This window comes from Streptomyces sp. NPDC038200 (genome assembly GCF_055600785.1).
Map to the genome: position 1 here is coordinate 1143292 of NZ_JBVJYH010000001.1, position 12674 is coordinate 1155965.

Annotated in this window: 12 protein-coding genes; 7 read left to right on the plus strand and 5 right to left on the minus strand. The window is 72.6% G+C overall.

Features of this window, described 5'->3' with window-relative positions; genetic code table 11:
- Positions 1 to 389: 389 nt before the first annotated feature.
- Genes ACZ7KF_RS04940 through ACZ7KF_RS04950 form a run of 3 tightly spaced genes read right to left on the minus strand, consistent with a single transcriptional unit; the run spans position 390 to position 2957 of the window.
- Positions 390 to 1787 carry a hypothetical protein gene (locus tag ACZ7KF_RS04940; protein WP_471069502.1) on the minus strand — a complete coding sequence of 466 codons (1398 nt, stop codon included), beginning with the start codon at positions 1785 to 1787 and terminating at the stop codon, positions 390 to 392.
- A 3-nt stretch (positions 1788 to 1790) separates the two neighbouring features.
- On the minus strand, positions 1791 to 2045 hold the full coding sequence (locus ACZ7KF_RS04945; RefSeq protein ID WP_471069503.1) for a MoaD/ThiS family protein: 255 nt from the start codon (positions 2043 to 2045) through the stop codon (positions 1791 to 1793).
- A 51-nt stretch (positions 2046 to 2096) separates the two neighbouring features.
- Positions 2097 to 2957 (minus strand): alpha/beta hydrolase, encoded by an 861-nt coding sequence (locus ACZ7KF_RS04950; protein ID WP_471069504.1) that lies wholly within the window; start codon positions 2955 to 2957, stop codon positions 2097 to 2099.
- 181 nt (positions 2958 to 3138) lie between these two features.
- Here ACZ7KF_RS04950 and ACZ7KF_RS04955 point away from each other — a divergent pair, with 181 nt between their 5' ends.
- From ACZ7KF_RS04955 to ACZ7KF_RS04980, 6 genes are all read left to right on the plus strand, one after another.
- Positions 3139 to 3918, plus strand: coding sequence for a response regulator transcription factor (locus ACZ7KF_RS04955; protein WP_471069505.1), 780 nt, complete (start codon positions 3139 to 3141; stop codon positions 3916 to 3918).
- A 97-nt stretch (positions 3919 to 4015) separates the two neighbouring features.
- On the plus strand, positions 4016 to 5038 hold the full coding sequence (locus tag ACZ7KF_RS04960; protein WP_471069506.1) for a LacI family DNA-binding transcriptional regulator: 1023 nt from the start codon (positions 4016 to 4018) through the stop codon (positions 5036 to 5038).
- A 187-nt stretch (positions 5039 to 5225) separates the two neighbouring features.
- The gene (locus ACZ7KF_RS04965) at positions 5226 to 6320 is read left to right on the plus strand and encodes a S1C family serine protease (RefSeq protein ID WP_471069507.1); all 1095 of its coding nucleotides are present in this window, start codon (positions 5226 to 5228) and stop codon (positions 6318 to 6320) included.
- Between the two features lie 61 nt (positions 6321 to 6381).
- Positions 6382 to 6600, plus strand: a complete 219-nt coding sequence (locus tag ACZ7KF_RS04970; RefSeq protein ID WP_471069508.1) for a hypothetical protein — start codon at positions 6382 to 6384, stop codon at positions 6598 to 6600.
- Positions 6601 to 6692: 92 nt separating this feature from the next.
- On the plus strand, positions 6693 to 7427 hold the full coding sequence (locus ACZ7KF_RS04975) for a response regulator transcription factor (RefSeq protein ID WP_471069509.1): 735 nt from the start codon (positions 6693 to 6695) through the stop codon (positions 7425 to 7427).
- On the plus strand, positions 7424 to 8878 hold the full coding sequence (locus ACZ7KF_RS04980) for a HAMP domain-containing sensor histidine kinase (RefSeq protein ID WP_471069510.1): 1455 nt from the start codon (positions 7424 to 7426) through the stop codon (positions 8876 to 8878). The genes ACZ7KF_RS04975 and ACZ7KF_RS04980 overlap by 4 nt, the downstream gene beginning before the upstream one ends.
- Positions 8879 to 8896: 18 nt before the next feature.
- Here the strand turns inward: ACZ7KF_RS04980 and ACZ7KF_RS04985 are convergent, their stop codons facing one another.
- A complete protein-coding gene (locus tag ACZ7KF_RS04985) occupies positions 8897 to 9334 on the minus strand; it encodes a MarR family winged helix-turn-helix transcriptional regulator (protein ID WP_471069587.1) in 438 nt (145 codons plus the stop codon).
- A gap of 149 nt (positions 9335 to 9483) precedes the next feature.
- On the opposite strand from ACZ7KF_RS04985, the gene ACZ7KF_RS04990 reads away from it, so the two are divergent.
- Complete coding sequence (locus ACZ7KF_RS04990) at positions 9484 to 10350, plus strand: NmrA/HSCARG family protein (protein WP_471069511.1); 867 nt, start codon at positions 9484 to 9486, stop codon at positions 10348 to 10350.
- Between the two features lie 499 nt (positions 10351 to 10849).
- Here the strand turns inward: ACZ7KF_RS04990 and ACZ7KF_RS04995 are convergent, their stop codons facing one another.
- Positions 10850 to 12634: a bifunctional metallophosphatase/5'-nucleotidase gene (locus ACZ7KF_RS04995; RefSeq protein ID WP_471069512.1), complete on the minus strand. Its 1785-nt coding sequence runs from the start codon at positions 12632 to 12634 to the stop codon at positions 10850 to 10852.
- Positions 12635 to 12674 lie beyond the last annotated feature (40 nt).

Here is a 12674-nt window from a genome sequence, read left to right on the forward strand (position 1 = left end):
GCCGTCCTCTCCGCGTCGCCCCTCTCCGCGGGGATCCCGTCGCGAAACTCCGGAAACGAATATGCGATGACCGGTGGATTCCGTTCCGGGGTGTTCCGCTTCTCCCCTGGCGAGCCGCCGCCGGGTGATCAGGAACTCCTCGCCGGCATGGGGGGCACGGGTGCGGTTTCTCACCGGCGATGGCCGCCAGGGCGGTCATTCGGGAGGCACCCTTCAATGCCATGCCCCGTGCACGGCCGTGCACATCCGGAAAATACGCGGGCCGGCGACTCGGCGGAGGTGACGTGGAGCACCTGGAGAATTCCGCGAGCCGCCGGCCGGCCGGCATATCCGCACCGGGTGGGGTGCGCGGGGTGGTGGGGGCCGGTGGATCGACCCGACGGCCCCCCCTACCCCTGGCCCAGCGCGCGCCCCAGCACCCACACCACCGGCGCCGCCGCCGACAGCGGCAGCGCCACGCCCGCCGTGAAGTGGACGAAGCGGGAGGGGTAGTCGTAGCTCGCCACCCGGTGACCGATCAGCGCGCACACGGCCGCCGCCGCCCCCAGGGCGGAGCCCTTCGCGCCGAAGCCGGTCATGCCGCCCACCGCGATCCCGGCGCCCGCCGCCGCCAGCAGCGCGACCACGACCGACGCGGGGGTCGGCAGGGGCAGGGCACGGGCCAGGACGGCGACCGCGACCGCCGCCGCGCCGACGGAGACGGCGTGCGCGTCGGCGGCCAGGTAACCGGTGGCCAGGACCGCGAGCGCCGCCGAGGCGACCGTCGCCATGAGGCCGTACATCCGCTCGTCCGGCGAAGCGTGCGAGCGCAGCTGGAGGACGAGGGAGAGCAGGACCCAGAGGCCGAGCGAGCCGAGGATGCCCACCAGGGCGTGGTCACGGCCGGCCGCCAGGACCGCCGCGTCGGACGTCAGCGCGCCCGCGAAGGCCAGCGCGATGCCCTGCCGGGCGGGCCACATGCCGTTCAGCCGGAACCAGCCCGCCGCCGTCACGGCCTGGAGCAGCACCAGCGGTACGGCGAGGGCGTACGAGGCGACGGGGGCCGTCGCGGCGAGGAGCAGGCCCAGCACGGCGGTGAGCAGGGCCGGCTGCATGCCGGGCTCGATGATCGGGGAGCGGCCCTCCAGGCGGGCCCGCTGGGCGTCGGTGATGCGCGCGTTGCCGGCGAGCGTGGCGGGGCCGTAGCCCGGGCCGGCCACCGGGTCGGCGGGTTCGGCCACCGGCTCGGCAGCCTGCGCGTGTGCCGCCTGTGCCGCGTGTGCCTGAGCGTGCGGTGCGTGTGCCTGGGCCACGGGTGCCTGTTCGGGCGTGTGCGTCTCCGGGTACTGCCGGGACTGCTGGGACTGCGCGTCCTGCGGGTACTGCCCGTGCTGGTACTGCGCGTCCTGCGGGTACTGCCCCTGCTGGTACTGCCCCTGCTGGTACTGCGGCTCCCGATAGGGGAGCTGCTGCGCGTGCGGCTGCTGGTACCCCGACTGCTGATGACCCGGCTGCTGGTACCCCGACTGCTGATACCCCGACTGCTGGTACCCCGACTGCTGATGACCCGGGTCCTGGTAGCCCGGTTCCTGGTACTGCGACTGGTGCTCCTGCCGTGGCAGGTACGCCGTCTCCGCCGCCGGCACGGGCGCGTGCGTCTGCGTCTCCCAGGTCCGGCCCTGCCACTGCTGGGTGAGGTCCGGGTCCTGGCCGGGCTGCTGCCCGTACTGCGGCTCGTGTCCGGGCCACTGCTGCTGATGGGGGTCGTAGCCCTCGTAGGGGCCGCCCTGATACGGCTGATCGGTCATCGCTCACCCTCCTGCGAACGGCGGGAGCACCTCGACCGTGCCGCCCTCGGCCAGCCGTACCGTCTCATGCGCGCGGGTCCCGACCGGGTCTCCGTCGATGAGGAAGGAGCATCGCTGCAGCACGCGCGTGAGTTCGCCGGGGTGTCGCAGGCGCACGGCGGCCAGCGCGCCGGCCAGCGTGTCCGCCTCGTACGGCTCCTCGGCGACCTGGGCCGCGGCCTTGGCGGCGGCCCAGTAGCGCACCGTGACCTTGGGCATCTGAATCCTCAATCGACGGCAAGACATAGACATAGACAGTGTGGGGTCAGGCTAGCCCGCCGCCGACACCGCCCAACCCCCGATGCGGGCCACCAGGGCGTCGTCCGCCGCGTGCTCCGCGTGCCCCATGCCCGGCTCCACCCACAGCTCGCCGTGCTCGCCGGCCGCCTCGGCGAGCATCCGGGGATGGTCGAGCGGGAAGTAGCCGTCGCGATCGCCGTGCACGATCAGCAGGGGGGTGGGGGCGATCCGCGGGACGGCCTGCACCGGGGAGAGCGGGACCGGGTCCCAGTCGCGGTGGTGGATACGCGTACGCAGGCCGTAGCGGCCGACCAGGCGGCCCGCGGGGCGGGTGACAAGCCAGTGCAGGCGGCGCATGGGGGCGGTGCCCCGGTAGTACCAGCGGGCCGGCGCGCTCACCGCGACGACCGCGCGGGCCGTGCCGGGGTGCAGGGCCGCGTGCCGCAGGACCACGGAGCCGCCCATGGAGAAGCCGACGGTCACCACGCGCGCGTGCCCGAGGCCGTGAGCCCGCTCCACGGCGGCGGCGAGGTCCAGCACCTCCTTGTCGCCGACCGTGGACCGGCCGCCGGAGCGTCCGTGGCCGCGGAAGGAGAAGGTGAGGACCGCGCCGTAAGCGCGCAGCACGGCGGCCACCCGTCGTACATGCGGCCGGTCCACGTCTCCGGTGAAGCCGTGCGCGATCACGAACACCAGGTCACGGGAGGCGGAAGAGGAGGCGTCCGGCGCATCCGGAAATGCTTCGTATACAACCGGGCCCGGATCGTATACAGAATCGATCGGAACACCGTCTGCCGTGTGCAGAAACGTCCGGATAGGGGCACGTCTGCTTGTCTCGGGATACGGACGAACGGCGGAATGCGCCACGTGACCTGCCCGGCGGTTGCTCATGTGGGCTATTCTGCTGGGCAGAGGACTCGGGCAGCGTAGCCCCCGGGTCCTTTTGTGCTTTCGGAAGCGTTGTATACGAAGCGGGAAACCACAGGTGACCGCCGGTGTACGGGGCCTTCGGGATCGCAGAGCAGTGCCGCACCGCACACGTCCTCGCAGGGACCGAGGAGGAACCAGACGTATGAGTTCTCTGCTGCTCCTGACCAACGCCCTCCAGCCGTCGACGGAGGTGCTTCCGGCCCTCGGCCTGCTCCTGCACAATGTGCGGGTCGCCCCGGCGGAAGGCCCCGCCCTGGTCGACACGCCGGGCGCCGACGTGATCCTGGTCGACGGCCGCCGCGACCTGCCCCAAGTGCGCAGCCTGTGTCAGCTGCTGCGCTCCACCGGCCCCGGCTGTCCGCTGATCCTCGTCGTCACCGAGGGCGGCCTCGCCGCCGTCACCGCCGACTGGGGCATCGACGACGTCCTGCTCGACACCGCCGGCCCCGCGGAGGTGGAGGCCCGGCTGCGGCTCGCCATGGGGCGGCAGCAGATCGTCAACGACGACTCCCCCATGGAGATCCGCAACGGCGACCTGTCCGTGGACGAGGCCACCTACTCCGCCAAGCTCAAGGGCCGGGTCCTGGACCTGACCTTCAAGGAGTTCGAGCTGCTGAAGTACCTCGCCCAGCACCCGGGCCGGGTCTTCACCCGCGCCCAGCTGCTCCAGGAGGTGTGGGGCTACGACTACTTCGGCGGCACGCGCACGGTCGACGTGCACGTACGGCGGCTGCGCGCCAAGCTCGGCCCGGAGCACGAGTCGCTGATCGGCACCGTGCGGAACGTCGGTTATCGATTCGTTACGCCCGAGAAGGGCGACCGGTCCGCCGAGGAGGCCAAGGCCAAGGCCGTCCGGGCAAAGCAGGAAGATGCGGACGCATCCTCCGTCCTGGACGGCACCGAGGTCCCCGCCGAGGCGTAGCCACCGCCCGGAAGGCGCCCGGGCGGGGCATTTTCTTCGCGCAGCCACCATGCGAAACGCCCTGCCCAGCGCGGGTCAATCCGCGTAGACTCCGCGCGTGGCCAAGGTGACTCGGGATGACGTGGCACGGCTGGCTGGAACCTCCACCGCCGTCGTCAGTTATGTCATCAACAACGGACCCCGGCCGGTCGCCCCGGCCACGCGCGAGCGTGTCCTCGCCGCGATCAAGGAACTGGGGTACCGCCCCGACCGGGTCGCCCAGGCGATGGCCTCCCGCCGCACCGACCTCATAGGTCTCATCATCCCGGACGCCCGCCAGCCCTTCTTCGGCGAGATGGCCCACGCCGTCGAACAGGCCGCCTCCGAGCGCGGCAAGATGGTCCTCGTCGGCAACACCGACTACATCGGCGAGCGCGAGGTCCACTATCTGCGGGCCTTCCTCGGCATGCGCGTCTCGGGCCTGATCCTCGTCTCCCACGCCCTGAACGACTCGGCCGCCGCCGAGATCGACGCCTGGGACGCCCGGGTGGTGCTGCTGCACGAGCGTCCGGAGGCCATCGACGACGTGGCCGTGGTGACGGACGACCTGGGCGGCGCCCAGCTCGCCGTGCGCCATCTGCTGGAGCACGGCTACGACTACGTGGCGTGCATGGGCGGTACGGCGGAGACGCCGGCCGTCGGCGACCCGGTCTCCGACCACGTCGAGGGCTGGAAGCGGGCCATGTCCGAGGCGGGCCTGTCCATCGAGGGCCGGCTGTTCGAGGCGCCGTACAACCGCTACGACGCCTACCGCGTGGCCCTGGAGATCCTGGCCGGCCCGAACCGGCCGCCCGCGATCTTCTGCTCCACCGACGACCAGGCGATCGGTCTGCTGCGGGCCGCGCGCGAGCTGCGCATCGACGTGCCGGGGGAGCTGGGGGTGGCCGGCTTCGACGACATCAAGGAGGCCGCGCTCGCCGACCCGCCGCTGACCACGGTCGCCTCCGACCGCTCGGCGATGGCGCGGGCGGCGGTCGACCTGGTGCTGGACGACGGGCTGCGGATCGCCGGGTCCCGGCGCGAGCGGCTGAAGACGTTCCCGTCCCGGCTGGTGGTCCGTACGAGCTGCGGCTGCGTGTAGCTCCGCCGGTCCGGCCCGCGCCCCCGGACCACCACCGAGAGACCCGTCCGAGAGACCCGTCCGAGAGGCCGGTCCGAGAGGCTTCGCCGCGCCGCGAGAGGCTTCTTTATATCGGGCAAACGAGGTTCTGCCGGGCTTCTCAGGGAGCCCTCAGGAAGCTCTCATGGTGGCGGGGGACTCTTCTGTCATGACCGAGAGCATCCGCCGCAGCGGCGAGTACGAGTACGGCACCCCGCAGGGCGGCGCCCCCGAGGGTACGTACGCACAGCAGGGCGAGTACGCCCGGCAGCACAGCTACTCCGCTCCCGTGAACCCCGAGTGGCCGCCCCCGCCGCCGCACGAGCCCCCGACGGCCACGGCCGCCGCGCCGGCCTCCGGACCGATCGCTCCGGCGCCCGGGAAGAAGCGTCCCCGGGGCCCCGTCGCCCTCCTCGCGGCGGTCGCGATCGTCGCGGCGGCGGTCGGCGGCGGCACGGCCTACGCCTTCCAGGAGCTGACCGCCAAGAACACCGTCGCCACCGCCGGCAACAGCACCACCGTGGTGCCGTCCGGCAAGAAGGGCGACGTCGCCGCCATCGCCGCCGCGGTCAGCCCGAGCGTGGTCGAGATCAACGCGACGCTCGCGGGCGGCTCCTCCACCGGCTCCGGCGTGGTCGTCACGTCGGACGGCGAGATCGTCACCAACAACCACGTCGTCTCCGGCGCCACCTCGATCAAGGCGCGCACCAGCGACGGCAAGAGCTACACCGCCGAGGTCGTCGGCACCGACAGCTCCAAGGACCTCGCGCTGATCAAGCTGCGGGGCGCCTCCGGGCTGAAGACGGCGGCGCTGGGCGACTCCAGCGGCGTCCAGGTCGGCGACACGGTCGTCGCGATCGGCTCTCCCGAGGGCCTGACCGGCACGGTCACCAGCGGCATCGTCTCCGCCCTGGACCGGGACGTCACCGTCTCCACCGACGAGAGCCAGGGCCAGGGACAGGGCCGGAGCGGCGGCGGACAGTGGCCGTTCCAGTTCGGCGGCCGCGAGTTCAACGGCGACACCGGCTCGTCCACGACCACCTACAAGGCCATACAGACCGACGCGTCCCTGAACCCCGGCAACTCCGGCGGTGCGCTGATCGACGCGAGCGGTCATGTCATCGGCATCAACTCCGCGATGTACTCGTCGAGTTCGCAGTCGTCCTCGTCCTCGGACGCGGGCAGCGTCGGCCTCGGCTTCGCGATCCCCGTCAACACCGTCAAGTCCGACCTGGCCGCACTGCGGGCGGGCTCCGACAGCTAGCGCCACCGGCAAGGAACAGGCGGCTGGCGACACCCGGCAAGGAACAGGCAAGGAGCAGGTCATGATCAAGCACGTACCCCACCGGATGGCCGAACGAGGCCCGGCCGGAATCACCCTGGCCCTCTCCATCGTGTCCGAGCTGCACGTACCCGTTCCGGCGCCCCGCGCCCCGGAGGTGGCCGTGAACCCGGTCCCCCAGCTGATGGGCCTGCGCACCTCCGCCGCCCGTCCGCACCGCCGCAAGGTGCCCCTGCACCGGCTGAGCACGGTCCGGGCCTGACCGGCCCGCGTGCCCCTCGGCGACCGCAGGACGTGGCACGCTGAGAGACACCGCGACCACCCGCCCCCACCGCACCCGAGGTATCACGAGCGATGAGCCCCGCCGAAGGCGACCGCGACCCCCAGCGCATCCTGATCGTCGACGACGAGCCGGCCGTACGGGAGGCACTGCAACGCAGCCTCGCCTTCGAGGGGTACGACACCGAGGTCGCCGTCGACGGCGCGGAAGCCCTGGAGAAGGCCCCGGCCTACCGTCCGGACCTGGTCGTCCTGGACATCCAGATGCCCCGCATGGACGGCCTGACGGCGGCCCGCCGGATCCGCGGCGCGGGCGACACCACTCCGATCCTGATGCTCACCGCCCGCGACACGGTCGGCGACCGGGTCACCGGCCTCGACGCGGGCGCCGACGACTACCTCGTCAAACCCTTCGAACTGGACGAACTCTTCGCCCGTATCCGCGCCCTGCTGCGCCGCAGCTCCTACGCGGCGGCGGTGTCCGCCGAGGCCCAGGAGGACGAGGCGCTCACCTTCGGCGACCTGCGGATGGACCTCGCGACCCGGGAGGTCACCCGCGGCGGGCGGCAGGTCGAACTGACCCGCACGGAGTTCACCCTGCTGGAGATGTTCATGGCACACCCGCGCCAGGTGCTCACCCGGGAGCAGATCCTGAAGGCGGTGTGGGGGTTCGACTTCGAACCGTCCTCCAACTCCCTCGACGTCTATGTGATGTACCTGCGCCGCAAGACCGAGGCCGGCGGCGAGCCGCGCCTGGTGCACACCGTGCGCGGCGTCGGGTACGTCCTCCGCCAGGGCGGCGCCGAGTGAACCAGCTGGCGCGCCGCTACCGGGCGCTGCCGATCCGGGCGCGACTGGCGATGCTGGTCGCGGCGGCGGTGGCGTTCGCGGTGGCGGCCGTGTCGGTGACGTGCTGGTTCATCGTGGAGCGCCGGCTGTACGCGCAGCTCGACGAGGATCTCCAGAAATCCCTGCGGAGCACGACGCAGCCGGACCAGTTGCAGTTCACCCTCGACAACTGCACCGACACCCCGCAGTCCAGGGGCTTCCTCCTGCGGGACAAGTACTCCCAGCTGGTCACCGACGACGGCAAGATCTGTCTCTTCGGTGCCGCCTCCGGCAAGATCAAGGTCACCCAGGCCGACAAGACCGAGATCGAGGGCCTGGCCCCCGACACGCTCTACTTCCGCAACGGGAACGACGACCAGGGCAACGAGCTGCGCGTGCTCACCAAGCCCATCGGCCCCACCGCGACCACGACCGGCGGACGCGGACCCAATGTGGGCGTGCTCATCGCCGTACCGCTGAAGAGCACCCAGAAGACCCTCAACGACCTAGCCCTGGTGCTGCTCCTGGTGTCCGCCGTCGGGGTCGTCGGCGCCGGTGCCGCGGGGCTCGCCGTCGCCCGTGCGGGGCTGCGTCCCGTGGACAAGCTCACCGAGGCCGTGGAGCACGTGGCCCGGACCGAGGACCTGACCATCCGCATCCCCGTGGCGGACGTCAGCGAGGACGAGGTCGCCCGGCTGTCGCGGTCGTTCAACTCGATGACCGCCTCGCTGGCCAGCTCCCGGGAACTCCAGCAGCAGCTGATCGCGGACGCCGGCCACGAACTCCGTACGCCCCTGACCTCGCTGCGGACCAACGTCGACCTCCTCACCCGCAGCGAGGAGACGGGGCGCCCGCTGCCGCCGGAGGACCGCAAGGCGCTGCTGGCCTCGGTGAAGGCGCAGATGACCGAGCTGTCCGCGCTGATCGGCGACCTCCAGGAACTGTCCCGCTCGGAGGGGCAGCGCGGCGAGCGCGTGCAGGTGGTCGCCCTTCAGGACACCGTCGAGGCGGCCCTGCGCCGGGTCCGGCTGCGCGGTCCGGAACTGTCGATCACCGCGGACCTGGAGCCCTGGTACGTCCGGGCGGAGCCCTCCGCGCTGGAGCGGGCGGTCGTCAACGTCCTGGACAACGCGGTGAAGTTCAGCCCGGAGGCCGGGACGATCGAGGTACGGCTGGACAAGGGCGCGCTGACCGTCCGCGACCACGGTCCCGGCATCCCCGAGGACGAACTCCCGCACGTCTTCGACCGCTTCTGGCGCTCCCCCGGCGCCCGCGCCCTGCCGGGCTCCGGCCTCGGCCTGTCCATCGTCGCCCGTACGGTGCAGCAGGCGGGCGGCGAGGTCACCCTGGACCGCGCGGAGGGCGGCGGCACGGTGGCGACGGTACGGCTGCCGGGGGCCCCGACGCCGCCGCCGGAGACGCCGGCCGGCTGAGCCGTCCCCGCGCTCGGGTCACTCGGGCTTCGGCATCGCGCGCAGGCGCTGGATCTGGGTGTGGCTGAGGTCGTTCGCGCGGCGCATGTGCCGGGTGATCGCCCTCAGCTCGTCCTCGCTGTCGTCGTCCAGGATGGTCTGCCAGGTCTGCCCGAGGTCGTCCCACAGCGCGGTGACGCGGGCGACGCGCTCCGGGACGGGGGTGACCAGCACGCGGCGGCGGTCCTGCCGGTCGGGCGTGCGGGTGACGTAGCCCCCGCGCTCCAGCCGGTCCACGAGGCGGGTGGCCGAGCCCGTGGTGAGGCCGGTCAGCTCCGCGATCTGTCTGACCGTGAGCGGTTCCGGCTCGGCCGTCAGCAGGCTGAGGCACTGCACGTCGGTCGGGTGCAGCCCGAGGTGGTCGGCGACGGCCTGGTTGAACAGCACGTACGCGGCCAGATAGCGGCGGGACTCCATGGCCAGTTCCGCGTACAGCCGGGCGCGGCTCGGGTCGGTCACGGGGCTCCCCTTCCAAAATTGCTGCGCGACGCAGTTGCCTGTGGGTAATCTGCTGCGCGACGCAACTAATGCGTCACGCAGCAACTCTATGCCACCGGGGGAGACCCATGCCCACCATCGCCGTCACCGGTGCCACCGGCGCCCAGGGCGGAGCCACCGCCCGCGCCCTGCTGGCCGCCGGCCACCACGTCCGCGCCCTCACCCGCACCCCGGCCGCACCCGCCGCCGACGCCCTGCGCGGCCTGGGCGCCGAGATCCGGCACGCCGACTTCGACGACCGCGCCTCCCTCGACTCGGCCCTCGCCGGCGCCGACGCGCTGTTCGCGGTCACCACCCCGTTCGGCACCGACACCGGCACCGAGATCCGGCAGGGCACGGCCCTGGTGGACGCCGCGGCCGGGGCCCGCCTCGGCCATGTCGTCCTCACCTCCGCCGCCCACGCCGACCGCGGCACGGGCGTCCCGCACTACGAGAGCAAGTGGGCGGTCGAGCGGCACCTGCGCGCGTCCGGCCTGCCCTGGACGGTGATCGCCCCGGCGGCCTTCATGGACAACTACACGAGCGGCTGGACCCTCGACGGGCTGCGCACCGGCAGCTTCGCCTGGCCCATGCCGCACGACCGCCCGCTCACGCTCATCCCCGCCGCGGACATCGGCGCGTTCGCCGCGCTGGCCCTCCGGCGTCCGGGCGACTTCGCCGGCCTCCGCATCGACATCGCCTCCGACGTCCGCACGCCCGCCGAGATCGCGACCGCCCTCACCACCGCCCTCGGCCGCCCGGTCACCCACCAGGAGGTCCCCCTGGCCCACGTCCGCACCCGTTCCGCCGACCTCGCCGCGATGTTCGCCTACTTCACCGGCACCGGCCTCGACGTGGACGTGGCCGGTCTGCGCCGCGCGTACCCCGAGGTCGGGTGGCACTCCCTCGACGCCTGGGCGGCCGGGCAGGACTGGGCGACGCTGCTGGGCGGGTAGCGGCCGGGCCGACGAGCCGCCGGCGTCCGGCTCGCCCCGTTTCGACTGGGGGGCCGCCGAGGAACAGGTCGGGGACGTCGTGCCGCCGCGGTTCGCCGGCTCACCCTGCTGTGCGTGGGGCTCGCCGGGGCGATGCTCGACTCTTCGCCACCGAGGGCGCCACCCGATGGGCCCTGCCGGTCCCCGTCGGCCAGCGGCTGTGGACGCTCGTGCCGTTCGCCGCCCTGTGGGCCGTCGGCGCCCTGCTGCGCTACCGCAGGCTGCGCAAGGGCGTGCGGTACAACCTCCGCTCCCTGGTCCGGCGCCGCCGCCGGCCCCGGATCGTGCTCGGCCAGGCCGCCTGGGCGATGCTCTGCGCGCTGCTGCTCACCCCAGGTGCCGTGGACGGACCGCACGCCCGCCCAGATCGTCTTCTGGGCGGGACGGGTCCCGACGGCGGCCACCGTCTGGTTCGACCGGCGGAGGAAGAGCTGACGGGACCGCCGGGGAGACACCGGTCCTACCGCACGACCGTGATCCGGTCCGCCGCCGGAGGGGCGAGCGGGGAGGCCGCCGACGAGTTCGCCGTCAGGTACTTCTCCAGGGCGCTCAGGTCGTCCGCGCCGACCAGGTCGTTCGTGCCCTGGCCCAGGGTCGGGAAGCCGTCGCCGCCGCCCGCCAGGAAGCTGTTCGTGGCGACGCGGTAGGTGGCCGACGGGTCGATCGCGGTGCCGTTCAGACGGATGGAGCCGGTGACCACCCGGTCCGCGCCCGACCGGGTGAGGTCCAGGGTGTAGGTGAGTCCGGCGGACGGCTGGAGGATCTTCGGGGCCGCCGCGTTGGCGCCGCTCACCTGCTCCTTCAGCACCTGGATCAGCTGGGCGCCGGTGAGGTCCTGGAGGTTCACGGTGTTGGCGAACGGCTGGACCGTGAAGCCCTCGGCGTAGGTGACGACGCCGTCGCCCTCGGCGCCCTTGGCCGCGTAGGTCAGTCCGGCCCGGACCCCGCCCGGGTTCATCAGGGCCAGGCTGGTCTTCGGGTCCAGCTCACGGCCGTGGGCGAGCTGCGCGTCGGCGATCAGGTCGCCCATCGGGGACTCGGTGCCGGTGTTGTTCACGTCGGCGGAGATGTAGCCGATGGGGCGGTTGCCGATCGGGGCCGCCAGGGTGTTCCAGCGGGAGATCAGGTCCGTCATGTCCGCGGCCTTCGGGACGTCCCGGGTGACCACGCGGTTCGCGGACCGCACCGCCGTACGCGCGATGTCGCCGGTGCGGCGGTCGTACGTCAGCGTGGTGTCGGTGTACAGCCGGCCGAAGGAGGCCGCCGAGGTGACCATGCGGGGGCGACCGGACGGGTCCGGGACGTCGCAGACGTACGCGTTGTGGGTGTGGCCGGTGACCAGGGCGTCCACCGCGGGCGTCACGTTCTTGGCGATGTCCACGATCGGGCCGGAGATGCCGCTGCCGGCGCCCGCGGAGTCGCAGTCGTAGTTGTAGGAGCCGGAGGCCGGGAAGCCGCCCTCGTGGATCAGGGCCACGATCGACTGGACGCCCTGGCGCTGGAGCACCTTGGCGTATTTGTTGATCGTCTCGACCTCGTCCTTGAAGCTCAGGCCCTTGACGCCGTCGGCGGAGACGATGCCCGGGGTGCCCTCCAGCGTGACGCCGATGAAGCCGATCCGGACGTCCTTCTTCTTCCAGACCCAGTACGGCCGGAGGATCGGCTTCCCGCTCTTGTCGTCCAGGACGTTCGCCGCCAGGTACGGGAAGTCGGCGCCCTTGAACTTCTTGTCCGTGTAGCAGCCGTCCGTGGGGTGGCAGCCGCCGTTCTGCAGGCGCGCCAGCTCCCGCGCACCCTCGTCGAACTCGTGGTTGCCGACCGAGGTGACGTCCAGACGCAGCTTGTTCAGCGCCTCGACGGTGGGTTCGTCGTGGAACAGGCCCGACAGCAGCGGGGAGGCGCCGACCATGTCGCCGCCGGCCGCGGTGATCGAGTACGGGTGGCCCGCGCGAGCCTGGCGCAGATGGGTCGCGAGGTACTCCGCGCCGCCCGCGTCGATCGTCTTCGTCGTGCCGTCCGGCTGGAGTTCGCTGACCCGGCCGGAAGAGCCGGACGGGGGCTCCAGGTTGCCGTGCAGGTCGTTGAAGGAGAGCAGCTGGACGTCCTGGTAGCGGCCCGGACGGTGGTGGCTCTCGTGCGCGTCCGCCGGGAGCGCGGTGAGCAGCGCCGCCGCCGTGGCGAGGCCGGCTGCGGTGGCGAGGACGGCGTAGGGACGACGTCTGGTGCGCCGGGGCGCGGCTGACATGGGAACCCCCCTGTGGGTCGGCTGTGGTGGCTCGGCGCAG